Origin of the sequence: Kutzneria chonburiensis, from assembly GCF_028622115.1 — a bacterium.
GTDB lineage: Bacteria > Actinomycetota > Actinomycetes > Mycobacteriales > Pseudonocardiaceae > Kutzneria > Kutzneria chonburiensis.
In genome coordinates, this window is record NZ_CP097263.1 from 10,245,428 (window position 1) to 10,268,206 (window position 22,779).

Here is a 22,779-nt window from a genome sequence, read left to right on the forward strand (position 1 = left end):
AGCGCTACGAGAGACAGTCGGAGCCGATTCGCGATTCTCTACACGATCCGGCCGGCGTATTTCACCTGGCGTCCCATCGGGGAGGTGTCGACCTGGAGCACGCCCGGCAGGCCGCCGATCCGGTCGGCCAGGTAGTCGTAGAGCTCGTCGAGGTCGTGCACCACGACGAAGGCGACGATGTTGGTGGCCCCGGTGGTGGCGGCGGCGAATGCCACCTCCACGTGGCTGGCAAGCGTTTGCGCGATGGCGTTGAGCGCGGCCGGCTGCACGGTCAGCCAGATGATCACCTGGCAGGCGTAGCCGAACAGGGTGGGGTCGATGTCGATGTCGAAGTACAGGACGCCGGCCGCCAGCAGCTCGGCCAGCCGGCGCCGGACCGTCGACTCCGACCATCCGGTCACCGCGGCCAGCCGGGGGTAGGTGGTGCGGCCGTCGATGCCCAGCGCGCCGGCCAGCGCCCAGTCCGCCGCTGTCAGCTCGCCGACCGGACCGGCGGTCGTCACGGCCGGCTGGATCGCGGCTATTTGTTCCGACGTGAGCGTGGACAGCCGGCCCGGCCAGCCGCCGACGCCGGCCAGGCCGCGGATCATGCAGTGCGCGGTCAGGCCGTTGATCCGGGGCGTGCGGGCGAGGCGCTCCAGCAGCAGGTAGTCGTCGCCCGTTCGGATACGGGTGATGCAGGTGATCTCCGTGCCGCCGGACAGGATGCCGACCCAGCTCGTGTCGTCGCGGCGGGACAGGGCCGTGGCCACGGTGGACGCGGCGTCGGGGGCGCAGTGGATGCGCACCATCCAGTCCACGTGGCCGGTGTGGGCGGCGTCGACCACGCCGACGACGCGCAGGCCGGCGTCGTGGAGCTGGCGGTAGCGGTGCGCGATCGTGCGGTCGGAGCAGCCCAGCACCGTCGCGATCCGGCTGAACGGGGCGCGGCCGTCCACGCCGAGCGCGTGCACGAGCTGTCGGTCGAGTGAATCCACCAGAACAGGCTAGTCCAACTTCGGATTCCGTCAGACTAACCAGTTTCAATGGCCCATCGCGCCTGGTCGGAGGCATGCTCGGATCCATGGAACTTGACCAGGTGGCCCAGACCGGGCGGCTCACCGCGGCCATGCGGGCCCGCGAATCGCTGCGGCCCGACGCCCTTTTCCACGACCCGTACGCCGAGCGGCTGGCCGGCGGGGCCGGCGACGACCTGCTCGCCGAGTTCGGCGACAACTCCACCATCTCCGTGCGCACCAAGTGGCTGGACGACCAGCTCACCGCCATCGGGCCCGAGCAGCTGGTGATCGTCGCCGCCGGCATGGACGCCCGGGCCTGGCGGCTCGATGTGCTGCGCGACACCGACCTGTTCGAGCTGGACCGGCCGGAGGTGCTGCGGCTCAAGGAAGAGCTCATCGCCGAGCCGGCTCGATCCCGCCGCCACCCGGTCGGCGTCGACCTCGCCGCCGACTGGCCGCCCGCGCTGCTCGCCGCCGGCTTCGACCCGTCACGGCCGACCGTGTGGACCGTCGAGGGGCTCACCCAGTACCTGCCGGCGGACGCCGTGCACCGGCTCGTCGACCACATCACCAAGCTGTCCGCCCCCGGCAGTCACCTGCTCATCGACGTCGTCGGACAGTCCCTTTTGGACAGTGCGCCGATGAAGCCGATGCTCGACCGGTTCGCCGAGATGGGCAGCGCCTGGCAGTTCGGCACCGACGAGCCCGAGAAGCTGTTGGCCGACTGGACGTGCGAGGTCTCGCTGTTCGACGCCGTCGGCAATTCGTATGGGCGGTGGGGGTATCCCGAGGTGCCGCGGGGCACACCCGGCGTCGGGCACGGCTACCTGGTGCACGCCGTCCTCAGTGGAGGGTGACCTCGGTCCAATCACCGGTGTCGGGATTACGGGACCGGATCGTCGTCGGCACGTGCAGGTCCGGTTCGGCGAAGGCGTCGACCGGGTCGATACCGGCGACACGGTCGGCCCGGACGGCGTCTGATCCGTTGACCACGGGGTCGAGGCCCATGCCGCCCCAGATGTCCCACAGCAGCATCTCGTGCTTGTTCATCGCGGCGATGTCGAGGGCGAGGTTGTGCCGCGCGTAGGGGAGACCCCGCAGGAACGGCTCGGCGATGTCAGGCGCGACGGCGACGGTAGAGGGATCCACTGCCCCGGAGCGCAGGGCCCGCCAGGCTTCGGCCCCGACCAGGAAGCTTGACCGGGGCACGTCGAGCACATCGACCGAGTCCAGAGACGCGAAGTCGGGATCGACGAGCCGCCACCGAGAACCGTCCCACAGCTCGGCGACCACGTGGTCGAGGTGCCAGCCGGGCACCAGGTAGCCGGCGAAGCCGACGCGGCCGCGGGCGGGGATCCCGTGGTGGCGCAGCAGCGTGACGTAGAGCAGGGTGGAGTCCCGGCAGCAGCCGAGAATCTGGTCGGTGGGGCGGCGTGGGCTGCCCGAAAGGGTGGGATCGAGCTCCCGGAGCCGGCCGAGCATGGCCTCGGCGTAGCGGAGATCGATCTCGGCCCGCCGGGCCGGGGCGAAGCCGTGGTCGAGGGGGTCGCCGTGGGCCCGGTAGTGGAAGACCAGGCCGGACGCGATGTCCCGCAACGCGGCGAAGTCGGCGGGTGTGCCGGCCAGCCAGTCGGCGTGCCGGCCGGGATCGGAGAAACGGCTCTGCGTCGCGTAGTCCACCACCCAGGTCTACGCCCTGACACCGTGTCACAGTCAAGGAATGACGACCAACAAGGACCGGCTCCGCGACGTGTACACGGCGGTCTCGGCCGGCGACCCGCAGCCGCTGCTGGCGGCGCTGGCCGACGACGTGGAGTGGACGATCATCGGCAGCACCAGGCTGTCGGGCACGTTCCGCGGCAAGCAGGAGGTGCTGGACGGGCTGTTACGGCCGTTGGCCTCGCGGCTGGCCGGCCCGATCCGGTTCACGTTCGACCGGTTCATCGCGGACGGCGACGACGTGGTGATGCTGGCGACGGCCGAGGCGATGGCGGTGACCGGAAAGCCCTACAACAACACGTACTGCATCGTGGCGACGTTCGAGGACGGCAGGATCCGCCGGATGACCGACTACGTGGACACGGAGCTGATCACGGCGGCATTGTTCACCAGTCCCTGACGGCCTCGATGCCGGCGTGCAGGCTTTCCAACGCCCACGGCTCGACGAGAGGGGAAAGGGCGTCGAGAAGGTCCTCGGCGTCGGCGGTGTCGAGGAACGGGGTGCGGCTGTTGAGCTGGTTGAAGGCCTCGGCGTACGCACGGCCGATCCGGTCGAACTCCTCGGCCGAGGAGGCGGCGAGCACGGCCCGGCGGGCGGTTTTGTAGGCGGCGACGGCCTTCTTGTACCGGGCGGCGCTGATGTGCGGCCGGCCGTCCCAGTCCCGCAACGGGTTGTCGAGGTTCTCGGCGACCCACTCGGGCTTGCGGGCGGCATGGATGTCCAGGTAGACGCCCTGGGGCGCCTCGGGTTTCCAGGCCGAGCGGACGGCGGCGGCGTACTCGGCGGGGATGCCGTCGAGGCTGATCAACTCCAGCGATGGCAGCCGTGCCGGCAGCGGGCAGTCGGCGGCGGTCATGCCGTACAGGTCGGAGATTTCCAGCCGGCGCAACGTGGTCAGCTCGTTGAGCCGCTCGGCGTTGATCAACGAGCCAAGCCGACCAACGAGCGCCAGATCGGTGAGTCGCGGGAACATGCCGACCAGCCGGCCGCAGTCGAACTCGGCGATGTCGGTGATCCGCACGTCGGTCAGCGCCGGATCGGCGACCAGGTCCGAGGCCGGAAACGAAGCAGCCCACGGGCAGTCGTCGTCCTCGATGCCGTTGTCCCAGGCCCGTTGCGCCCGCAGCTGCAACCCGATCAGCCAGTACCCGCCGTACGTCCGCGACGGCTCGTCGTGCAGCAGCGGAGCATTGCCGAGGATCTTGAACTGGCGCGGCAGCACCCACGGCTGGTTGCAGTACGACAGCTCGTTGTCCCACGCGTGATGGGTGCGCACGAGCGGCCGCAGTGCCACGTCGGCAAGGTCGCAAGGCTCCGGCCCCGACCAGTCGAGCTCCAGCACGCCGGCGTACCGGCCATCGAGGGTGATGATCTGCGCCGCCGTCCACTCGCCGAGGTACGGCGAGTGGACGGCGACGACGTCACCGGGCGCTAGCGGTCGGGGCGGCGAACTGGAAGCCATGCCGTCGACCCTAGCCGCCCACACCGACACAAACCGGTCACCAGCGGTCGTGCACCTGCGGCCGGATCCGACGGTCGTAGAGCTCGGCGATCGCCTTGAGCGTGTCGGCGTCCAGCTCGGGCCCGTCGGCCGCGCCGGCGTTGGCCTTGGCCTGCTCGACGTTGCGCGCGCCGGGGATGACGGTGCTGACGCCGGGCTGCTGGATGATCCAGCGCAGCGCGGCCTGCGCCGGGGTGGTGCCGGCCGGGATCAAAGCCGCGAACTCGCGGGCCGCCTCCACGCCGTTGTCGTAGTCCACGCCGGAGAAGGTCTCGCCGACGTCGAACGCCTCGCCACGGCGGTTGTAGTTGCGGTGGTCGTCGGCGCTGAACACGGAGTCGTGCGTGTAGCGCCCGGACAGCAGGCCGGACGCCAACGGAACCCGGGCGATGATGCCGACACCGGCGTCCGCGGCGGCCGGCAGCACGCGCTCCAGCGGCTTGAGGCGGAAGGCGTTGAGGATGATCTGCACGCTGGCCACGTGCTCCCGTGCGATCGCCGTCAGTGCCTCATCGACAGTTTCGACGCTCACGCCGTACGACGCGATCCGGCCCTCGTCGACCATCGTGTCCAGCGCGTCGAAGACCCGGTCGGTCGAGTACGTGACGGTCGGCGGGCAGTGCAGCTGGACCAGGTCCAGCGTGTCGACGCCGAGGTTGGCCCGCGACCGGTCGTTCCAGGCGCGGAAGTTGTCCAGGTTGTAGCGCTCGACCTCCTGCGGCTCGCGGCGGCCCATCTTGGTCGCCACGAACACCCCGGAATCCGGGCGCTCACGCAGGAACCGGCCGATCAGCTGCTCGCTGCGGCCGTCGCCGTAGACGTCGGCGGTGTCGAAGAAGGTGACCCCGGCCTCGACGGACGACTCCAGCACGGCCAGCGCGTCCCGCTCGTCGACCGAGCCCCAGTCCGCGCCCAGCTGCCACGTGCCCAGCCCGACCACGGACACCGCACGGCCGGTGCGGCCCAATACCCGTTGCTCCATGCGGCGAGCTTAATTCGGGTGCGGCGGGCGCGCGTCGCCTGCTACCGTCCGGCCGATCCGCGACCTGGGAGGTTCCGTGCGCCGAGTGACGACAGGCCCCATCCGCCTTCGTTCGCTCGTCTTCAGGGAACCACTTTGCGGATGCTCAATCTCGGCGTCGTCGCGCACGTCGACGCCGGCAAGACCAGTCTGACCGAACGCCTGCTGTTCGACTCCGGGGCGATCGACCGCCTCGGTTCGGTCGACGGCGGCGACACCACCACCGACGGCATGGCGCTGGAGCGCCGCCGCGGCATCACGATCCGCTCGGCCGTCGCCGCGTTCACGCTGGCCGACCGCCAGGTGCACCTCATCGACACGCCCGGGCACACCGACTTCGTGGCCGAGGTCGAGCGGGCGCTGGGCGTGCTGGACGGCGCGATCCTGGTGTTGTCGGCCGTGGAAGGTGTGCAGGCCCACACCCGGGTGCTGATGCGGACTCTGCGTGCGGCCGGCGTGCCGACGATCCTGTTCGTGAACAAGATCGACCGGCCGGGCGCGCGGTACGAGGACCTGCTCGCCGACATCCGCCGTTGGCTCACGCCGGCCGCGATCCCGGTGAACTTCCCGGTCGAGCTGGGTACGAAGTCGGCCGACGCGATCGACCGGGCCCCGGATCTGGCCTGGGCCGAAGTGCTGGCCGAACGCAGCGACGATGCCCTGAGGTCCTATGTGGACGGACCAGACCCGGTGCTGCTGAAAGAGGAACTGCGCGTCCAGGCCCGGCAGGGGCTGGTGTACCCGGTGCTGTTCGGTTCGGCGGTCACCGGTGCCGGCATTTCGGCCCTGCGCAAGGCGATCGTCGACCTGCTGCCGTCGGTCGATCCGGACGTGCCGGGCGAGTTGGACGGTGTGGTGTTCGCGGTGGAGCACAACGGCGGCCGCACGGCGGTGGCCCGCCTGTTCGCCGGCTCGTTGGCCACACGGGACCGGATCGACGGCGTCGGTGTCGCGACCGACGTGCGGGACGCGCGAGGCGAGCGAATCCGGGTGCGGGCCGGCGGTATCGCCCGTATCGCCGGCCTGCCTGGCCTGCGCATCGGCGACCGGCTCGGCACGAACGCTGTGAAGACCGGTCCACGATTGCGCCGGCCGACGCTGGAAACCGTGGTGACAGCGGCAGCCCCGGCAAGGCTGTTCGACGGGCTGAGCCGGCTGGCCGACCAGGATCCGCTGATCGACGTGCGACGCGGCCCGAGCCCCGGCAGCCTCGTCGTCTCACTGCACGGCGACGTGCAGCGGGAGGTGATCGCGGCCCGGCTGGCCGAGGAATTCGGTGTGGTGGCGGAGTTCTCCGCGCCGCGGGTGGCGTGCGTCGAACGCCTCAAAGGCGTCGGGCAGGCCGTGACGTACCTGGGGGAGACGCTGCACGTCGCCACCATCGGCCTGCGCGTCGAGCCCGGCGACAGCGTGTTCCGGCTGGAGGCCGAACGCGGATCGCTGCCGGCGGCATTCATCACTGCCATCGAAGAGACTGTGCATGCGACGCTACGCCAGGGCCTGCACGGCTGGCCGGTCATCGAGTGCACGGTCACGTTGACCCACACCGGCTATGAAAGCCCGGTCAGCGTCGCGGCCGACTTCCGTGGGCTGACGCCGCTGGTTCTGACGGAAGCGTTGCGCCGCGCGGAAACCGTGGTCTGCGAGCCGCTGGAGGAAGTCGAACTGGAAGTCCCCGAGTCGTCCATGACGGCAGTGCTTTCGACATTGACGCGGCACGGCGGCCTGCCGCGGACGCCATTGGCGCGCAACGGATCCGTGACGATCACGGCCGTGCTGCCGACGGCCCGGCTCCGGGAGTTCCAACGCCTGCTGCCCGGGCTGACCGGCGGCGAGGGGGTGCTGACGGCGAACTTCGCCGGCTACAGCTCCTTGCGGAACCAGTGATGGGCGTGCGGTTCGGCGTTGAACGGCGGCACCTCGACGAACCCGGCCGACCGGTACAGCGCGATGGCCTCGGTCAGCGAGCGGTTGGTCTCCAGCCGCATCGCGGTCGCACCTCGTTGCCGGGAAAGGGATTCCGCCTCGACCAGCAGTCGCCGGCCCAGACCGAGGCCGCGAGTCGAGGCGTGGATCCACATACGCTTGACCTCGCACACGCCGGGTTCCGGCTCATACAACGCCAGGCAGCCGACGGCTTCCTCGCCGAGTCGGGCCAGCAACACGACGTCCACCACCGGGTCGAGCACGGCGGCGCGGGAGAAGCCGTCCTCGAACAGCACGGTGATGTCCTCGAAGTACGCCTCGAAACACGCCTGCACATCGGGATGGGCCGGGTCGACGGCCTCGATCTCGACCGCGCCGGCCCGCATCAGCCGCGACACCTCGGCCATCGCGGCGACCAGGCGCTGCTGCTGACGTTCGGTCAACGGGGCGAGGATGGCCGCCGCCGCGTCGTCGCTGCGGCGGTCGAGGTCCTCGCGCTCCTTCCGGCCCACGGCCGTCAGCCGGGCCACGCGCACCCGGCGGTCGGCATCGTCGGCCGTCACGGTGACCAGGCCGTCGGCCTCCAACGCGCGCAGCAGCCGGCTCAGGTAGCCGGAGTCCAGCCCGAGCGCGGCACGCAGCGTGCGCACGTCGCGGCCGTCGCCGATCTCCCACAGCAGCCGAGCCTCGCCCAGCGGCCGGGCGCCGCCCATGTAGTGGTCGTTGAGCGCGCCGATCCGCTGCGTCACCGTGCGGTTGAAGCCACGGACCGCCGCCACCAAGCTCGGATCCATATCTCTGACCTTAGTCAGATAAAGTCGATCGCGCCAGCTTGGCCCGGATCGTCGCGGCCTGGTCGTGGCGGTGCTGGAGCAGGCACCGCCGCATCGCCTCCCGCCAGCACTCGGCCGCCCCGGCCGGGTCACCCACCGCCTGCCGCACGTCGCCGAGCTCGTCGAGGATCCACACCAGGTGGAAGTCGATGCCGCTGCTGGCGTACATGTCCCGGGCCGTCTCGTACATCGGCAGCGCCTCCGCCGCCCGGCCGCCGCGGAACAGGGCGCGGGCGATGTCACCGACCACGATGGCCTCGCTGTCGGTGTCGCCGTGCTCGCGGAAGACGGCCAGCGCCTGCTCGAGGTACTCGAGGCCGGCCTCGTGCTCGTCCAGCTGCACCAGGATCTCGCCGACCTGGCAGCGCGCCTGCGCCGCCAGCACCGTCACGTCGAGCCGCGCCAGGATCGCCAGGCTCTGCTCGGCGTGCGGCAGCGCCTCGCGGTAGCGGCGGGAATTGTGCAGCGCGTGGGCCAGTGCGCTGTGCGCGATGGCGATGTTCAACTCGGAACCGCTGCGCTCCATCAACTCCAGCGCGTGCCGCAGCGGCGGCAGGGCCTCGTCGTAGCGGGACAGCTGGGCGGTGGCGGTGCCGAGGCTGCGATACGCCTGCGCCAGCGCGGCCGTGTGGTCGAGGGCCTCGGCCGCCGAGATCGCCAGCCGCCACGCGTCGAGGCTGTCCTGCACGTAGCTGGCGCGCCAGCGCATGGGCGCCGCGTACCAGGCCAGCTGCCACACGTGCTCGTGCAGACCCAGCTCCGCGGCGAGGCGTCCGGCGGCTGCGGCGCACGCGTGCTCGGCGCGGAACCACTCCCACGGGTCGTCGTGCGCCACCTCCGAGACCAGCGGCAGCGCCGGCGCGCCACGGTGCGGGAACAGCGCCCGATCCACGGCGTACATGCCGTGCGTGTAGTACGTGACCAGCCGGGTCAGCGCTGCGTCACGGTCGCTCATGAACTGCTCGGCGGCGTACAGGCGGATCAGGTCGTGCATGCGATAGCGGCCGGGGACGTGCTGCTGCACCAGCGAAACCCGTTCCAGCGCGCGGAGCGGCCGGCGGGCGTTCCCGTCGATCAGCGCATCGGCCGCGGCCTTGCTGATGTCCAGGCCGGGGACGTGCCCGAGCAGCGCGAACAGCTGCGCCTCCGGCGGCTTGAGCGTGTCGGCCGAGGCCGACAGCGCGGCCCGCAGGCTGGCCAGCTCGTCGTCCTCGTCGAGGGCGTTGAGCCCGGCCTCCCGAAGCTCGTCGGCCAGCGCCGCGAGCGGGAACTCCGGGTAGGACTGCGCACGGCCGGCCACGATGCTCAGCGCCAGCGGCAAGCCGGCGCAGCGCTCCACCAGCTCTGTCACGGCGTCGGGCTCAGCGGCCACGCGGTCCGCGCCGATCCGTGCGGCCAACAGCGCCCGCGCGGCCTCCGGCGGCAGCGTGTCCACGGCGAGATAGCGCGCCCCGTGGGTCGTGATGAGGCCGGTCAGCTGGTCGCGGCTGGTCACGATCACCGTGGACGATCCGCCCGGCAGCAGGGGCACCACCTGTGCCGAGTCGGCGGCGTTGTCGAGCAGCACCAGCATCCGACGATCGGCCAGCAGGCTCCGGTACAGCGCGGCCTGCGACTCGACCTCGCCGGGCACGGCCGAGGACGCCACGCCCAGGCCCTCCAGGAAGCCGCGCAGCACCCGCTCCGCGCTCACGGGCCGTCCGGACGGGTCGAAGCCGCGTAGGTTGACGTACAGCTGCCCGTCGGGGAAGCGGTGTGCGTCGCGGTGGGCCCAATGCAGCGCCAGCCAGGTCTTGCCGATGCCGCCGGCGCCGGAAACGACGACCACGCCGCCGGTCTCGTCCAGCCGGGCCAGCTCGGCCGTCCGGCCGACGAAGTCGCGCGGCGGGCTCAGCAGCTGCTGCGGCACAGGGCCCTGCGACGGCATTTCACCGTGCAGAATGCGCTGGTACTGGTCCTGAAGCTCCGGCCTCGGGTCCACGCCCAGCTCCTCGGCCAGTTGCCGGCGCAGTCGCTCGTACTGCTGCAACGCGTCGGCCTGCCGGCCGATAGCGGCCAGCGCCCGCATCAGCTGGCCGGTCAGGCGCTCGTCCAGCGGGTGGTCCCCGGCCACCGAGGTCAGCCAGGGCAGCGCTTCCGCGTAGCGGCCGCCGGCGAAGTGCTCGTCGGCCAGATCCAGCACGGCGACGAACGCCTCGTCGGCCAGCTTCGCGCGCAGCCTGGACGCCCACGGCGTCGACAGGCCGCCCAGCGGCTCGTCGTGCCAGAGCTCCAGCGCCTTGCCGTAGCGGCCGGCCTCGATGTGCGCACGGAACTCGACGATGTCGACCGTCAGGGGATCGGCCACCAGCCGCTGGCCGCCGCGGACCCGTTCGATGGTGACGTCGGGTAGCGCCTGCCGCAGCCGTGTCAGGTAGGAGGCGAGCGTGCCACGCGCCGACGCCGGCGGCTCGTCACCCCACACACGGTCCACGAGCTGGTCCGTGGACACGGCCTCGTTCACGTCGACCAGCAGCGCGGCCAACACGCTGCGCTGCCGCACCGGCCCCACGTCCACCGGCTCTCCGTCGACCGTGACCTGGATGTCGCCGAGCAGCTGGAACCGCACCGCGTAACCCTAGCGCGTCCCACCACCGTCCCACCGGCCGTCTGTCCACGCAGGTCAGCGGCCGTTGGGACGTATCAGCCTCCCAACGGTCTGTGCCGCCGCCGGCCGTGATGCCAGCGTTCGGGCCGCCGGGAGTCCCCGGCCTTTCACCGCGGGGGAGAGATGGTCATCAAGGCACTCCTGGCCGGATTGATGCTGACGGCGGCGACAACGGGTGCGGCTGTGGGGGTCGCACCCGCTGGCGCCGCCGTCTGCGGACACAGCACCGCGCAGACCTCCATCAAGCAGGGCGCCACCGGCGCCGAGGTGGAGGAAGCGCAGTGTCAGCTCAACCTCGCCACCAAGGCGAGCCGCTACACCCCGATCGCCGCCGACGGCACGTTCGGGCCCGGCACGGAGGCCCGCGTGCGGGTGTTCCAGCAGTGCGCCGGCCTCAGCGTCGACGGCGTCGTCGGCCCCAACACGTGGGCGGCGCTCGGCACGTGGGCCACCCACGTGCACAAGTGCTCGACCACCGGCACGGCCACGGCGGCGCAGGCCGTCGTGTGCGGGCACAGCACAGCGCAGCCGACGCTGAAGCAGGGCGCCTCGGGCGCGGACGTGCTGGAGGCGCAGTGCCGCCTCAACCTGGCCATGGAGCCCGGGCACTACCCACTGCTGACGATCGACGGCAACTTCGGTGGCGGCACGCAGGACCGTGTCGAGGACTTCCAGCGCTGCACCGGCCTGAGCGCTGACGGCGTGCTGGGGCCGAACACGTGGGCCAAGCTGGCCGACTGGTCGTCACGCAACCTGTACTGCACGCCGCACAAGCCCAGCGGCTACGCCATCGACGGCATCGACACCGCCAAGTACCAGCACCCCGGCGGAGCTGCGATCAACTGGGCGGCGGTGCGGGCCTCGGGCGTCGAGTTCGCCACCGTGAAGGCCACGCGCGGCACCAACGTGACCGACGACTTCCTGGCCACCGACCTGCCGGCCGCGCGCAACGCGGGCCTGGACGTCGCGCCGTACCACTACTACACCGCCAGCGCCCCCGACACCGGCGCCGCGCAGGCCGACCGCTTCATCGCCGCCGTGCGCGCCACCGGCTACACCGGGCAGCGCGCCGGCGACCTGCCGCCCGTCTTCGACTTCGAGCGTGCGGACGACGGCACCGGCCGCTGCCCGGTCTACGGCACCGTGGCCGACGCCAAGGCGTGGCTGGACAAGGTGCAGGCCGCGTTCGGCAAGAAGCCGATCATCTACACGCAGAAGGCCGTGCTGGACGACTGCTACGGCGCCACCACGGCGTTCGGCGGCTATCCCATGCAGCTGGCCGACTACCGCAGCTCCATCACGGCCCCGCCGCTGCCCGCCGGCTCGTCGACGTGGCTGATGTGGCAGTACACCGACGCCGCGATCCCGGACGGCCTGTCGGCGCCGTCCACCGGCGACGTCTTCAACGGCACCCAGGCGGACCTGGACCGCCTGGCCAACAAGTGAGGAGAGCGGCCGTGCGGCTCGACGTACTGGTACTGAGCGCCGTGCTGGCGGCGTCGACCGCGGTGGCCCTGCCGGCGGCGGCGTCGGCCACCACCTGCTACGGCGGCGCCGTCACCAAGCACTACGGCGACGGGGCGTATTTCGGCCCCTACACCGCATCCAGCCGCTGCACGGACATCAACCTGCGGCTGACCGCCGGCACCAGCGACTGGGTGGACGCCTGCGTGGTGTTCATCGATCACGGCAGCCAGTGCAACCGGTGGACGAGAGTCCCGAAAGGTCCCTGGCGCACCATCGCCACCGACGTGCTCGACGGCACACACTTCGAGGTGATCGTCGGCGTGCCGTTGGAAGGCGACGACGCCACCGTACAGATCGCCTTCTGAGGAACGGAGTCCTCGTCATGATCCGCAGACTGCTGCCGGCGCTGCTCGCCGTGCCGTTTCTGCTCGGGCTGACCGCGCTGCCGGCGTCCGCGTCCACCGCGGCCACCAGCTGCTACGGCGGCGCGATCTCCCTGACGTACCACTACTCCACGGCCGCGGTGGAGTACGGGACCTACACCACGTCGTCCCGCTGCAAGGACATCAACATGCGGCTCACCACCGACAACGGCACGTTCCTCGACGCCTGCGTGGTATTCGTGGACCACACCACGTTGTGCAACAACGACAACGCCTACCAGACCATGGGCCCGCCGTGGCTGACGGTGGCCACCGACGTCAAGGACGGCACCCACTTCAAGCTCCGCGTGCACGCCTACGACATCGACTCGCAGCTGGTCCACTTCCAGCTGGCCTTCTGAAAGGGACGACGATGACCTTCTCCATGAGCCGCCGGGCGATGCTGCGGGGCGCGCTGGTCGTCGGCGCCGGCGCGGTGCTCGCGCCGACGCTGCTGGCCGGCACCGCGCAGGCGTACACCTGGTCGCGCACGCTCAAGCAGGGCATGTCCGGGGCCGACGTGACCGAGCTCCAGATCCGGGTGGCCGGCTGGGCCGCCGACCACGCCAGCCAGAGCCGGGTCGGCATCGACGGCGACTTCGGGCCGGGCACCGACGCCGCGGTCAAGCGCTTCCAGGCCGCCTACGGGCTGCTGGTCGACGGTGAGGTCGGCGCCAACACGCAGGCCAAGCTCAACGCCCTCGAGCAGTCGGACGGCTCGACGACGCACTTCAACTGGAGCGACTTCACCGACCGCGTCAGCGGCACCTTCAACGACGGCAAGGTGAGCGCCGCCGCCGCGAAGGAGAACGCGCGCCGCCTCATGTACAAGCTGGAGGCGCTGCGCAAGAAGCTCGGCGACAAGCCGATCACCGTGAACTCCGGCTTCCGCTCCATCCAGCACAACAAGGACATCGGCGGGGCCAGCGACAGCATGCACCTGTACGGCAACGCCGCCGACCTCGACGTGCCGGGCGTGTCCAACAAGACCGTCTACCAGCACGCCGAGACCTGCGGCTTCTCCGGGCTGGAGACGTGGAACACCGACCACCAGCACGTGGACAGCCGGGCCGACCTCGGCCGCGCGTGGTGGTGGCAGGACGGCACCATCTGAGGGCTCGGCGCTCACCTCGACGGGTTCGTGGTCGAGGTGAGCGCCGCCTGGCAGGACGGCCAGTCGTGGAAGTCGTGCTGCACCGCCCACAACCGGTGCGCCGTCTCGATGTTCCAGGCCGGGTCGAACGCCTTCAGCGGCGTGCCGCCCTGCTGTTGGAGACGGAGGTCGGACAGCTGGAAGACGCCCCAGTTGCGGCTGCCGTTGGTGTTGGGCAACACGTAGAGCGGATCCAGAAAGGACGCACAGCGCGCGATGGCCACCGCCGTGTCCGGGTCCTCGGTGAACACCTCGCGGATCTTCCGTTCCACCCGCTGCGGGTCCCACGTCGCCATGGACACCGTGCCGCCACGCAGCGCCTGCCTGGTCGCCTGGTCGACGACGCCCTTGGCCGGCAGGCCGGCCAGCACCTGGAAGGCCGTGACCTTGCGCAGTGTCTCCGGGCCGAAGTCACTGTCCACCGAGATCTTGGTGTTGGCCTTCTGGAGCAGGGTCTGCACCTCGTTCACGCAGTCGTCGTGCTCGCCCATGCTCACCGTCTGGCAGCCCGGGTCGGTGGCCGCGGCCGGCCCGCGCGTCACCCAGACCAGGCCGCCGGCCAGCAGCACCACCGCCGCCACCGCGACACCGGCATACCAGGATGTGAGCCATTTTCGCGCTTTCCGCGGCGGCGGTGGCTCGTCGACCGCCGGCGGCTCCGGCGGCGGTGGCGTGTCCCGCTCGGCGTCGGCCAGCGCCCACAACTGGTGCAGCTCCCGCAGTTCCTCCGCGCTGGCCCCGCACACCTTGGCGAACGTGTGCACCACGCGGTAGTCCGGCGGCACGCTCAGGCCCGAGCAGTACCGGTGCAGGCTCGACCCGCTTGCCCCGGACTGCTTGCCCAACCGGTCGAATCCCTTGCCGCTGCGCTCCTTCAGCATTCGTAGGTGCGCGGCGAACTTGTCCGTCTGCGTCGAGGCGATCACGGTCCGACCCCCAGCTGGTCCGCGGCTGATGAGGGGCAAGTTAGCACCGCGACGCCGCCGGGAACGTGACTTTCTTCCCTTGTTCGAAAGGCGGGGCCGGATGGGCTACACCACCGACACCACGTACGACGGGATCCGTGAGCGCGAGTTCACCGTCCGCGACATTCCCGGCGTGCTGTGGACGCCCGTACCGGCCGGCGAGCACCCGCCGCTGGTCCTGTTAGGACACGGCGGTGGTCTGGACCGGAAGTCCCCTCCTATGACCGGACGGGCCCGCCTGCTCGTGGCCGCCGGCCTCGCCGCCGTGTGCATCGACGCCCCCGGCCACGGCTCTCGGCCGCGCACCGCCGAGGACTCGCGGGACATCCTCCTCATGCGTCAGGCCCGGGCGGCGGGGTCGTCACTTGCGCCCCTCGTGGTCCGCTACAACAGCCGTCTGGCCGAGCGGGCCGTGCCCGAATGGCAGTTGACCATCGACGCCCTGGCCGACGAGGAATTCGGTCCCATCGGCTACGCCGGCGTGGCCTTGGGCACCGCCATCGGCGTCCCCCTCGCCGCCGTCGAGTCCCGCATCACCGCCGCCGCCTTCGGCCTCTGCTGGCCCGACAACCTGTTGGCCCCCGCCCGTCAGATCACCGTGCCGGTCCAGTACGCCATGCAGTGGGACGACGAGCTCATCTCCCGTCACGCCGCCCTCGCCCTGTTCGACGCCTTCGGCTCGGCCGAGAAGTCCTTGCACGCCAACCCCGGCCGGCACGGTGACTTCCCTGCGCACGAGGTCGAGAGCAGCGTCCGCTTCCTGCTACGGCACCTGAGGTAGCCAGCGCTGCGCGGCCTCGGCGGTGTCGTCGGCCTTGCTGTTGAAGGCGATGGTCGCGGTCGGGGCGAGCCGGTGCACGAGGTTGACGACGCGTTCGAACAACGGCAGCAAAGGCTCGTGCTTGCGGATGCCGCCGCCGATCACGACGCAGTCGTATTCCTTGCGGCGCAAGGCTTCCTCGACGGCCTCTTCGGGATGGTCGTCCGGCGCGACCAGGCACATGTCGGCGTCGATGCCTAGTTCGGCGAATCGGGCCTCGCCGCGGGCGATCGCCGCGAGAACCGGCTCGGGGTCCCAACCCTCGAGCCGTGCCGGATCGAGCCCGATCACCAGCACCCGTGCCATGGCCGGCAGCGTACTAGCGATGGGTGTCGGCGGCGGCCTGAATGCCGGCGACGTACCGCTGCCAGTACTCGGCATCGCCCATCTCGGCCTGGTCGTTGCCGCCGCGGCCGTCGAGCAGCTCCCGCACGATGTCGGCGTGACCGGCGTGCTGGGCGGTGTCGGTCAGCGTCCGCACCAGCACGTGGCCGAGGGTGGTGTCCCGCTTGCCCTCGGCCCACCACGACACGGTGGCCGGGGCGTCGAGGCCGAGCTGCTCGATGGACTCGTCGCTGTGCTGCCAGGCCCGTCTGTACAGGGCGATCAGCTCTTCCCGGCTCTCCTCGGCGGTGGCCCACATGTCGGCCCCGTCCCACACGGATTCGTCCTCGTACCAAGGAATCGTGACCGGGACCGGCCGGCCGACGCTGTCGCCGAGATAGCCGAACTCCACGCCGAGCACGTGCTTGACCAGCCCGAGCAGGTTGGTGCCGGTCGGCGTCAGGGGCCGGCGGATGTCGTACTCGCTCAGGCCGTCCAGCGCCGACACCAGCCGGTCGCGGGACTGCTGGAGGTAGCGGTGGAGGTCGGCGGCCATATCGCTCATGGGTTCGAACCTAGCCCAGAATCTCCTACACCGCACCGGAAACGGCGGCAGCTCGTTCTTGCGTGCACCAGCCGGATCTTTCGCAGCTGCGGACGACCCTCACCGCTTGGCCAGCCAGTCGCCCCAGCGCTCCAACGCCTCCTCGGGCCCGATCCGCCCGACGCCGACCCGGAACCGGTCCGTCGGCGTGGCGGTCAGGTCGGAGCGGTAGATGCTCGACGGCAACAGGAGAACGCCCACCTCCTGCACGAGATCGGCACACATCGCCTCGGCCCCGTCCGCGCCGAGGTAGCGCGGGAAGCACACGCAGCCGCCCTGCGGCCGTTCCCACTCGAACAGGTCGGGCCGGCGGGCGAAGAACTCCTCGAACAGCGGCAGATTCGTTGCCACGATGCCCTTGTTCCGTTCCAGCAACCGATCCCGTGCGCGCAGGCCGATCAGTGCCAGCACCTCACTCGGCGCCGAGTTGCAGATGGACGTGTAGTGCTTGGCCCGTTCCAACCGATCGAGCAGGCTCCGGTCGCGGCAGGCCAGCCAGCCGATCCGCAGCCCCGGCAGCCCGTAAGCCTTCGACATGACGTTCAGCGACAACGCGGCAGGGGAGAGGTCGGCGGCTTGCGGGAGCGACGGCCGGTCCAGCTCAAGACCCCGGTACACCTCGTCGCTGAACAGCGTGATGTTCCGTTCGGCGCACAGGTCGACCAGCCGCCGCCAGGCCGTATCGTCCGGCACCGCGCCCGTCGGGTTGTTCGGGAAGTTCACCGAGACCAGGCGCGTGTTGGGCTTGATCGCCGCCTCGACGACGTCCACGTCCAGCGCCCAGTTGTCGTCCTCGCGCAGCGCGACGCCCGTGACTTCGGTCAGTGCCAACGGAAGCGTCTCCGCGGCCTGGTAGTTCGGCGTGAGCACCACGGCGTGGTCGCCCGGCCCGAGCAGGACCTGCATCGCCAGGTAGATGGCCTCTTCCGCGCCGGCGAAACACAGCACGTCCTCGGGTTCGATGGTGTCGTACGTCGCCGCGATCTCCTCGCGCAACGCCGGCAGCCCACGGGTCTCCGTGTAGCCCAGCGTCAACGATTCCCAGCGCCGACGGCCGTCGGCGTCGGCCATGGCCAGCAGTTCGGCCAGCGGCATGCTCTGCGCGTCCGACGCCGTGAGGTGGTAGCGGGCGGTGAACTCCCACGTCGAGAAGTACGTCTCCAGCCGGAAGTCAGGCAGGGTCGGCATCGGCGGGCTCCTTGCGGGTCAGCGCGAGCAGTTGGTAGACGGCCGACCGGGAGATGCCCATCGCCCGTGCCACCGTGGGCACGGACCGCCGCTGGTCGAAGACGCCGCCGGCATCCAGTGCGGTGATGAGCTCCAGCCGCTGGTCCTTGGACAAACCGTCCACGGTAGTGCCGTGATCACGGACGAACGTGGCCACCGTCTCGTTGAGCCGCTCCGTCCAGTCGCGCGCGAACAGCGCCTCGGGCTGGACCGTCACCGGCGCGGCGAACGCCGCCAGGATGCGGGCTGCCGCGTCGAACGCGGATCGGTCCACGTTCACGCACAGCACCGCTTCCGGGCGGCCTTCGTCGTCGCGGATCACCGCGCTCACACTGGAGAGTCGCCGCCCGTCGGGCAGCGACTTGGGGTACGGGCCGTAGACGTCCGTGCCGACCGGGTCGAGCTCGTCCAGCTCGCCCAGCAGCGACGGATCGCCCACGGTCCGCTTCGACAGCGGGTTCCAGATGGCGATCACCGAGTCCGTGGCCGGGTCGTGCAGCACCACCTCGGCATGCGGTGAGAGCAGGCGGGCGATCGCCTCGCACACCGGGGCCAGCCGGTCAGCCATCGTGGACACGCTGTGGACACTACCTCCGCTGTGGACAAACTGTCCACAGCACCTGGGTCAGCCCTCGATCTGCGGTGCCGCGCCCGCCGTCACCGCGATCTTGCGGGACTGGGCCTTCTCCACCACCGGCACGCGCAGGGTCAGCACACCCGCGTCGTAACTGGCCTGGATGCCGTCACGGTCGAGCGCCTCGCCGAGCACCACCCGGCGGGCGAACGTCCCGGTCGGCCGCTCCGCCACCTGCCAGCGGACCTCTTCGTCCTTGCTGGCCGGCCGCTCCGCCTTGACCGTCAGCACGTTGCGCTCGACGTTCACGTCGATCGACTCCGGCGAGACGCCCGGCAGGTCGAACGTGACCACGAACTCGTCGCCCTTGCGGAACGCGTCCATCGGAATCGCCGCCGCGCGCACCCTGGTGGCGCCCGCGCCGAACATCAGCCGCTCCAGCTCGCGGAACGGATCCGTGCGCACCAACATCGCGCGCCCCTCTCTTCGGTCCCTCGCGGCCCCTTGCCGCTCACGACCTTGACAACGATCGACTCAATCTTTTGATTCCCGACCCGCTCAGAAATTTTTGGCCAGGTGTTGTCGAGGCACTGACCTGCGGCAACGCTTCGCCACCCGGTGGCGAGTGTCTGGCTCGACCAGAGGCCGGTGGGCACCCTGGTGCGCCCGGGCGACGATGGCGTCGTCACCCGGGCGTACCGGCCGGTGGTGGCCGTCAGCGGTCACATCTGAACGCGGCCTACTTGTCGGGGTGCTCCCGCTGGCAGGTGTCGAACTTGTCCTGGTCCGCGGCCAATTCCTTGGCGTCGGCGTCGACCAGCGCCTTGACCTCGGCCTCGTCCTTCTCAGCCGCGGCGAGCTCGGCCTTCTTGGCGTCGGCGGCGGCCGACGTGCCCGCCTCGGTCACCTCGAGCTGTAACCGCGTCGTCTTGAGCGTGGCGTCCAGAGCCTCGGTGGCTGCGAGGTCGTCGCGCTCCTGCATGTGCTTCAACGTCGCCAGCTCGGCCATGCACGGCGTGGGCTCAGGCACCAGTGGACTGCACGCCGTCGTCACGACGACACCGGCGAAAAGCGCAGCGAGCAGCGTCAACCGCATCAGGATCCCCCCTGAAAACACCATCAAGGGGACGAATTCTACGCAGACCGGGCGGTCAGAAGTCCCAGCGGGTGGCGCCGTAGGGCTCGGCACCGGCGACGCCGATGGCCCGGGTCAAGGTGAGGCGGTAGAGGTGCCACGGAGCGGGACCGGCGCTGGGGGCCATGAACGAAGCGTTGAAACCGCCATTCTCCACGACGGCCGGCCAACCGCCGCTGCGGTAGACGGCGGCGATGCGCTCCAAGGTGTCGGGGTCGTCGACGCGGTGGGCGGAGCCCTCCATGGTGAGGTCGATGCCGCGCAGGCGCACCGACACGCTGCACGCGGGATTGGCGGCCAGGTTGCGGGACCGGCGCGTGCCGGCCCCGCCGACGAAGTACAAGGCGTCGTCCACCCAGATGGCGCCGACGCCGGCGGAGTGCGGCCGGCCGTCGGGGCGCACGGTGCCGACGAAAAACGTCAGGTCGCTGCCGGGAGTGTCGGTGGCCAGCAGGTCGCGGGGACGGCTCCACGGCAGCTCGGCGTGGCCGTCACGGTCGAGGTTGCGGGTCGAGATCGGCTCGTTCGTCATACCTCAGTGTCGAACGAGCCGACCTCGAATCGACACCGGAATCACACAATCAGGCCGCCGAGGATGACGGACCGGATCGCACGGGTGTTGGCGATGTCGTCCAGCGGGTTGGCGTCGAGCAGCACCAGGTCGGCGGCGAAGCCGGGGGCGATGGCGCCGAAGCGGTCGGCGACGCCGAGGAAGCGGGCGGGGGAGGTGGTGGCGGCGCGGAGGGCGTCGAGCGGGCCGAGGCCGGCAGTTGCCAGCAGTGCCAGCTCGTCGTGCAGGCTGTGCCCGGGGACGAAGGTGTCGGTGCCGGCGAGCAGGGGGATACCGGCGCGGTGGAGCTCGCGGACAAGGTGCCGGCTGTGCTGGAAAACGGCCTGCTCACGCTCCTTGGTCGCGTCGTCCGGGGTCCACGAGCCGACGCGTTCCCACGCCGGCCGCAGCATCGGCTCGATGTCCGGCAGGTACGGCGTGAGCGGGAAGTCCGGTGTGCCGACGGTGGCTTTGGCCTGAAGCACGGCCAGCGTCGGCACGTGCCAGGTGTCGTGGTCGAGGAAGACCTGGCCCAGCTCGGCCAGCCGGACCGGGTCGTGGGTGGTGGCGGCGCGATGATTGAGCTGTGACAGGCGGTCGAACATCACGGCCGGGTTGCTAGGGTCCAATATGGACAGTTCGCGGCGGATTTTCGCTTCGTCCGTCGACGTTCCCAACGCGAGGCCGTCGAGGTGCTCGATGCTGCGCTGGCCGGACCGGGCCGCCGTCGCGATCGGCACCTCGAACGGGACGTGACCGGCGAAGGGAATTCCCGCGGCCACGCAGGCTTCGGCGATCGCGGCGTAGGCGACGGCCGGCAGCTGCGAATACACCTTGACGAACTCGGCCTTGTCGGCCACGCACTGCGCGACCGCCGCCCGGCCTCCGTCGGCGTCGGCCACCGCGATCGACCCCGGCCGGCTCGGCCGCGGGCCGTCCACGATCGGGCTGGCGAACACCATTCTCGGCGCGGCCCAATCGCCTGCGCGTAAACGACTTCGCCACTGCTCGTGGATCGGCGCACCGCCCATGTGCCGAAGGCCGGTCACGCCGTCGGCGAGAAACGTGGGCAGCGTCGTCTCGTCGAACGTGTGCACGTGCATGTCCCACAACCCCGGCACCGCAACGGATCCCGCGCCGTCGAGCACATCGGCGTCGGCCGCGAGGCTCGCGCCGACCTTGGTCACACGACCGTCCTCGATCAGGACGTCCTGGTGGGTGGTCACGGTCCCGCCGGCCGGATCGAGCACGGCGACATCGGTGACGAGCAGCGGAGTGCCGGCCCGGAATCCGGCCAACTCGGGCAGCGCATACGAAGCTTGGGCATGAAAACCTGTCATGCCCTCCCAGAATAACATGCGGTCCGACGGCGGAGATCGAGGGTCGGCACCGGGACCAAGGGTGCCAACGCGAGCGCAGATCCCTCACGTCAGTGCCAGGGTGCGGGGTGGAGTTAAGTGCACCTTGAAGACGGCAGCCAGGTGCATTCCGCCGGCGCGCCGGCCCGAATAGCTTGGGGACATGGCAATCGCAGCAGAGACGCAGCCCCGCACCGCCGACCCGCGCCGGGCGGTCATCATCAACCTCGCGATCAACCTGGTCGCACCCCTGGGCCTGTTCTACGGCCTGCGCGCGGCCGGCGTGGACCAATGGCTGGCCCTGATGCTCGGCGCGATCCCACCGACGGCGCACGCGATCCACGGCGTGGTGGTCCGGCGAAAGATCGACGCGCTGGCCCTGTTCACGCTGTCGATTCTCGGCCTGAGCGTGGCGACGTCGTTCGTCACCGGCAGCCCGCGTTTCCTGCTGGCCAGGGACGGCTGGATGACCGCGGTCGCCGGCGTCTGGATCCTGGCCACGCTGTGGCGGACGCCGTTCCTGCAACAGTTCCTGATGTCCATGACCACCGGCGAGACGCGCGAGCGGTTCACGCTCAGCTGGCGGGACTCGCCGACCTACCGTCACGTGCTGCGGATGGCCACCGTGATGTGGGGCGTCGGCCTGCTGGGCGACTCGGTCGTCCGGGTCGTGCTGGCCTACGCGCTGCCGGTGGACCAGGTGCCGCTGATCAACACGCTCCAGTACCTCGTCGTGTACTTCGCGCTGGAGATCGCCACCCGGCTCTATCTGCGGCGAAAGTCCGTGGCCGCCAAGGTGTTGGCCGAGTCGGGCCAGGTGATGATGAAGGGGAGGAAGAAATGACGGTCGTGTTGGTGACCGGCGGTGCCAGCGGCATCGGCGCCGCGGTCGCCCGGCGCTTCGCCGGCAACGGCGCGCAGGTCGTGATCGCCGACGTGAACCCGCTGGGGGCTGAGGTCGCCGCCGAGATCGGCGGTTTGTTCGTGCCGACCGACGTTTCCGCGGTGGAGGACAACGACAATGTCGTTGCCGCCGCGCGGGAGGCCTTCGGTGGGCTGGACGTCGTGCACCTCAACGCCGGCATCGGGGCCGGTGGCACCGACTTCGACCTCGACGCCTACCGCCGGATCATGGCCGTCAACCTCGACGGCACCATGTTCGGCATCCGCGCCGCCGTCCGCGGCGGGGCCCGGGCCATCGTCGTCACGTCCAGCCTCGCCGGCATCTCGCCGGCCACCTTCGACCCCGTCTACTCCGCCAGCAAGCACGCCATCATCGGCCTCGTGCGGTCGTTCCAGATCCCGGACGTCACCATCAACGCGGTCTGTCCCGGTTTCATCGACACGCCCATGGTTGCCGGCTTCCGGGATCGACTGCTGGAACACGGCCTGGCCGTCGCTTCCCCGGACGAGGTCGCCGCCGCAGTCGAGCAGATCGTGGCCGGCGGCGAAAGCAACCAGGCCTGGGAAGTCCAGGCCGGCCGACCGCCCGCCGTGGTCCAGTTCCCGACCGTGGAACTCAGCCAGCGCTAAC

The 22,779-nt window shown here is 70.6% G+C and carries 25 protein-coding genes; 10 read left to right on the top strand and 15 right to left on the bottom strand.

What is annotated here, in order from left to right; genetic code table 11:
- Positions 1-38: 38 nt before the first annotated feature.
- Positions 39-977, bottom strand: coding sequence for an Lrp/AsnC family transcriptional regulator (locus M3Q35_RS47660; RefSeq protein WP_273939265.1), 939 nt, complete (start codon positions 975-977; stop codon positions 39-41).
- Between the two features lie 86 nt (positions 978-1,063).
- On the opposite strand from M3Q35_RS47660, the gene M3Q35_RS47665 reads away from it, so the two are divergent.
- Entirely contained in the window at positions 1,064-1,855 is a 792-nt protein-coding gene (locus M3Q35_RS47665) for a class I SAM-dependent methyltransferase (RefSeq protein ID WP_273939266.1), read from the top strand.
- Here M3Q35_RS47665 and M3Q35_RS47670 read toward each other — a convergent pair.
- Positions 1,842-2,678 carry a transglutaminase-like domain-containing protein gene (locus M3Q35_RS47670; RefSeq protein WP_273939267.1) on the bottom strand — a complete coding sequence of 279 codons (837 nt, stop codon included), beginning with the start codon at positions 2,676-2,678 and terminating at the stop codon, positions 1,842-1,844. The two genes, M3Q35_RS47665 and M3Q35_RS47670, sit on opposite strands and share 14 nt — an antisense overlap.
- Positions 2,679-2,718: 40 nt before the next feature.
- On the opposite strand from M3Q35_RS47670, the gene M3Q35_RS47675 reads away from it, so the two are divergent.
- Positions 2,719-3,117: a nuclear transport factor 2 family protein gene (locus M3Q35_RS47675; RefSeq protein WP_273939269.1), complete on the top strand. Its 399-nt coding sequence runs from the start codon at positions 2,719-2,721 to the stop codon at positions 3,115-3,117.
- Here the strand turns inward: M3Q35_RS47675 and M3Q35_RS47680 are convergent.
- Positions 3,104-4,180, bottom strand: coding sequence for a hypothetical protein (locus M3Q35_RS47680; protein WP_273939270.1), 1,077 nt, complete (start codon positions 4,178-4,180; stop codon positions 3,104-3,106). The two genes, M3Q35_RS47675 and M3Q35_RS47680, sit on opposite strands and share 14 nt — an antisense overlap.
- A gap of 37 nt (positions 4,181-4,217) precedes the next feature.
- Complete coding sequence (locus M3Q35_RS47685; protein ID WP_273939271.1) at positions 4,218-5,201, bottom strand: aldo/keto reductase; 984 nt, start codon at positions 5,199-5,201, stop codon at positions 4,218-4,220.
- Between the two features lie 141 nt (positions 5,202-5,342).
- Here M3Q35_RS47685 and M3Q35_RS47690 point away from each other — a divergent pair, with 141 nt between their 5' ends.
- Complete coding sequence (locus tag M3Q35_RS47690; protein ID WP_273944741.1) at positions 5,343-7,127, top strand: elongation factor G; 1,785 nt, start codon at positions 5,343-5,345, stop codon at positions 7,125-7,127.
- On the opposite strand, the gene M3Q35_RS47695 is transcribed toward M3Q35_RS47690, so the two are convergent.
- Positions 7,103-7,960 carry a MarR family winged helix-turn-helix transcriptional regulator gene (locus M3Q35_RS47695; protein ID WP_273939272.1) on the bottom strand — a complete coding sequence of 286 codons (858 nt, stop codon included), beginning with the start codon at positions 7,958-7,960 and terminating at the stop codon, positions 7,103-7,105. The genes M3Q35_RS47690 and M3Q35_RS47695 overlap by 25 nt on opposite strands.
- A gap of 10 nt (positions 7,961-7,970) precedes the next feature.
- Positions 7,971-10,607, bottom strand: a complete 2,637-nt coding sequence (locus tag M3Q35_RS47700) for an AfsR/SARP family transcriptional regulator (RefSeq protein WP_273939273.1) — start codon at positions 10,605-10,607, stop codon at positions 7,971-7,973.
- Between the two features lie 162 nt (positions 10,608-10,769).
- Here M3Q35_RS47700 and M3Q35_RS47705 point away from each other — a divergent pair, with 162 nt between their 5' ends.
- The 4 genes from M3Q35_RS47705 to M3Q35_RS47720 are packed head-to-tail and all read left to right on the top strand — an operon-like array spanning position 10,770 to position 13,649.
- Positions 10,770-12,092, top strand: coding sequence for a GH25 family lysozyme (locus M3Q35_RS47705; RefSeq protein WP_273939274.1), 1,323 nt, complete (start codon positions 10,770-10,772; stop codon positions 12,090-12,092).
- An 11-nt stretch (positions 12,093-12,103) separates the two neighbouring features.
- Positions 12,104-12,478, top strand: coding sequence for a hypothetical protein (locus tag M3Q35_RS47710; RefSeq protein WP_273939275.1), 375 nt, complete (start codon positions 12,104-12,106; stop codon positions 12,476-12,478).
- A gap of 17 nt (positions 12,479-12,495) precedes the next feature.
- Positions 12,496-12,897, top strand: coding sequence for a hypothetical protein (locus tag M3Q35_RS47715; protein WP_273939277.1), 402 nt, complete (start codon positions 12,496-12,498; stop codon positions 12,895-12,897).
- A gap of 11 nt (positions 12,898-12,908) precedes the next feature.
- Entirely contained in the window at positions 12,909-13,649 is a 741-nt protein-coding gene (locus tag M3Q35_RS47720; RefSeq protein WP_273939278.1) for a D-Ala-D-Ala carboxypeptidase family metallohydrolase, read from the top strand.
- An 11-nt stretch (positions 13,650-13,660) separates the two neighbouring features.
- Here the strand turns inward: M3Q35_RS47720 and M3Q35_RS47725 are convergent, their stop codons facing one another.
- On the bottom strand, positions 13,661-14,614 hold the full coding sequence (locus M3Q35_RS47725; protein WP_273939279.1) for a helix-turn-helix domain-containing protein: 954 nt from the start codon (positions 14,612-14,614) through the stop codon (positions 13,661-13,663).
- Between the two features lie 100 nt (positions 14,615-14,714).
- Between M3Q35_RS47725 and M3Q35_RS47730 the strand changes: the two genes are divergently transcribed.
- Positions 14,715-15,434, top strand: a complete 720-nt coding sequence (locus tag M3Q35_RS47730; protein WP_273939280.1) for an alpha/beta hydrolase — start codon at positions 14,715-14,717, stop codon at positions 15,432-15,434.
- Here the strand turns inward: M3Q35_RS47730 and M3Q35_RS47735 are convergent.
- The 8 genes from M3Q35_RS47735 to M3Q35_RS47770 all read right to left on the bottom strand — a co-directional run bounded on the left by M3Q35_RS47735 (position 15,417) and on the right by M3Q35_RS47770 (position 21,227).
- Positions 15,417-15,779, bottom strand: a complete 363-nt coding sequence (locus tag M3Q35_RS47735; protein ID WP_273939281.1) for a hypothetical protein — start codon at positions 15,777-15,779, stop codon at positions 15,417-15,419. The two genes, M3Q35_RS47730 and M3Q35_RS47735, sit on opposite strands and share 18 nt — an antisense overlap.
- Positions 15,780-15,792: 13 nt before the next feature.
- Positions 15,793-16,362, bottom strand: coding sequence for a DinB family protein (locus M3Q35_RS47740; protein ID WP_273939282.1), 570 nt, complete (start codon positions 16,360-16,362; stop codon positions 15,793-15,795).
- A gap of 99 nt (positions 16,363-16,461) precedes the next feature.
- Positions 16,462-17,589, bottom strand: a complete 1,128-nt coding sequence (locus M3Q35_RS47745; RefSeq protein ID WP_273939283.1) for a pyridoxal phosphate-dependent aminotransferase — start codon at positions 17,587-17,589, stop codon at positions 16,462-16,464.
- Positions 17,573-18,196, bottom strand: coding sequence for a helix-turn-helix transcriptional regulator (locus M3Q35_RS47750; RefSeq protein WP_273944742.1), 624 nt, complete (start codon positions 18,194-18,196; stop codon positions 17,573-17,575). Before M3Q35_RS47750 ends, M3Q35_RS47745 begins: the two co-directional genes overlap by 17 nt.
- Before the next feature lie 57 nt (positions 18,197-18,253).
- Complete coding sequence (locus M3Q35_RS47755; RefSeq protein WP_273939284.1) at positions 18,254-18,673, bottom strand: Hsp20/alpha crystallin family protein; 420 nt, start codon at positions 18,671-18,673, stop codon at positions 18,254-18,256.
- A 268-nt stretch (positions 18,674-18,941) separates the two neighbouring features.
- Positions 18,942-19,292 (bottom strand): hypothetical protein, encoded by a 351-nt coding sequence (locus M3Q35_RS47760; RefSeq protein ID WP_273939285.1) that lies wholly within the window; start codon positions 19,290-19,292, stop codon positions 18,942-18,944.
- A 61-nt stretch (positions 19,293-19,353) separates the two neighbouring features.
- Positions 19,354-19,869: a pyridoxamine 5'-phosphate oxidase family protein gene (locus tag M3Q35_RS47765; protein WP_273939286.1), complete on the bottom strand. Its 516-nt coding sequence runs from the start codon at positions 19,867-19,869 to the stop codon at positions 19,354-19,356.
- Positions 19,870-19,910: 41 nt separating this feature from the next.
- Positions 19,911-21,227, bottom strand: coding sequence for an amidohydrolase family protein (locus M3Q35_RS47770; RefSeq protein WP_273939288.1), 1,317 nt, complete (start codon positions 21,225-21,227; stop codon positions 19,911-19,913).
- 181 nt (positions 21,228-21,408) lie between these two features.
- On the opposite strand from M3Q35_RS47770, the gene M3Q35_RS47775 reads away from it, so the two are divergent.
- Together M3Q35_RS47775 and M3Q35_RS47780 are read left to right on the top strand one after the other, a co-directional pair.
- On the top strand, positions 21,409-22,089 hold the full coding sequence (locus M3Q35_RS47775) for a VC0807 family protein (protein ID WP_273939289.1): 681 nt from the start codon (positions 21,409-21,411) through the stop codon (positions 22,087-22,089).
- Positions 22,086-22,778 (top strand): SDR family NAD(P)-dependent oxidoreductase, encoded by a 693-nt coding sequence (locus M3Q35_RS47780; protein WP_273939291.1) that lies wholly within the window; start codon positions 22,086-22,088, stop codon positions 22,776-22,778. The genes M3Q35_RS47775 and M3Q35_RS47780 overlap by 4 nt, the downstream gene beginning before the upstream one ends.
- Position 22,779 lies beyond the last annotated feature (1 nt).

What these genes read in the sequence shown, in the direction of transcription:
- M3Q35_RS47735 (WP_273939281.1), bottom strand. Translation starts at nt 15,779, where the DNA reads ATGGCACGGGTGCTGGTGATCGGGCTCGATCCGGCACGGCTCGAGGGT.
- M3Q35_RS47705 (WP_273939274.1), top strand. Translation starts at nt 10,770, where the DNA reads ATGGTCATCAAGGCACTCCTGGCCGGATTGATGCTGACGGCGGCGACA.
- M3Q35_RS47730 (WP_273939280.1), top strand. Translation starts at nt 14,715, where the DNA reads ATGGGCTACACCACCGACACCACGTACGACGGGATCCGTGAGCGCGAG.
- M3Q35_RS47665 (WP_273939266.1), top strand. Translation starts at nt 1,064, where the DNA reads ATGGAACTTGACCAGGTGGCCCAGACCGGGCGGCTCACCGCGGCCATG.
- M3Q35_RS47770 (WP_273939288.1), bottom strand. Translation starts at nt 21,227, where the DNA reads ATGACAGGTTTTCATGCCCAAGCTTCGTATGCGCTGCCCGAGTTGGCC.
- M3Q35_RS47740 (WP_273939282.1), bottom strand. Translation starts at nt 16,362, where the DNA reads ATGAGCGATATGGCCGCCGACCTCCACCGCTACCTCCAGCAGTCCCGC.
- M3Q35_RS47695 (WP_273939272.1), bottom strand. Translation starts at nt 7,960, where the DNA reads ATGGATCCGAGCTTGGTGGCGGCGGTCCGTGGCTTCAACCGCACGGTG.
- M3Q35_RS47690 (WP_273944741.1), top strand. Translation starts at nt 5,343, where the DNA reads ATGCTCAATCTCGGCGTCGTCGCGCACGTCGACGCCGGCAAGACCAGT.
- M3Q35_RS47720 (WP_273939278.1), top strand. Translation starts at nt 12,909, where the DNA reads ATGACCTTCTCCATGAGCCGCCGGGCGATGCTGCGGGGCGCGCTGGTC.
- M3Q35_RS47780 (WP_273939291.1), top strand. Translation starts at nt 22,086, where the DNA reads ATGACGGTCGTGTTGGTGACCGGCGGTGCCAGCGGCATCGGCGCCGCG.
- M3Q35_RS47685 (WP_273939271.1), bottom strand. Translation starts at nt 5,201, where the DNA reads ATGGAGCAACGGGTATTGGGCCGCACCGGCCGTGCGGTGTCCGTGGTC.
- M3Q35_RS47680 (WP_273939270.1), bottom strand. Translation starts at nt 4,180, where the DNA reads ATGGCTTCCAGTTCGCCGCCCCGACCGCTAGCGCCCGGTGACGTCGTC.
- M3Q35_RS47775 (WP_273939289.1), top strand. Translation starts at nt 21,409, where the DNA reads ATGGCAATCGCAGCAGAGACGCAGCCCCGCACCGCCGACCCGCGCCGG.
- M3Q35_RS47765 (WP_273939286.1), bottom strand. Translation starts at nt 19,869, where the DNA reads ATGACGAACGAGCCGATCTCGACCCGCAACCTCGACCGTGACGGCCAC.
- M3Q35_RS47715 (WP_273939277.1), top strand. Translation starts at nt 12,496, where the DNA reads ATGATCCGCAGACTGCTGCCGGCGCTGCTCGCCGTGCCGTTTCTGCTC.
- M3Q35_RS47675 (WP_273939269.1), top strand. Translation starts at nt 2,719, where the DNA reads ATGACGACCAACAAGGACCGGCTCCGCGACGTGTACACGGCGGTCTCG.
- M3Q35_RS47745 (WP_273939283.1), bottom strand. Translation starts at nt 17,589, where the DNA reads ATGCCGACCCTGCCTGACTTCCGGCTGGAGACGTACTTCTCGACGTGG.
- M3Q35_RS47755 (WP_273939284.1), bottom strand. Translation starts at nt 18,673, where the DNA reads ATGTTGGTGCGCACGGATCCGTTCCGCGAGCTGGAGCGGCTGATGTTC.
- M3Q35_RS47750 (WP_273944742.1), bottom strand. Translation starts at nt 18,196, where the DNA reads ATGGCTGACCGGCTGGCCCCGGTGTGCGAGGCGATCGCCCGCCTGCTC.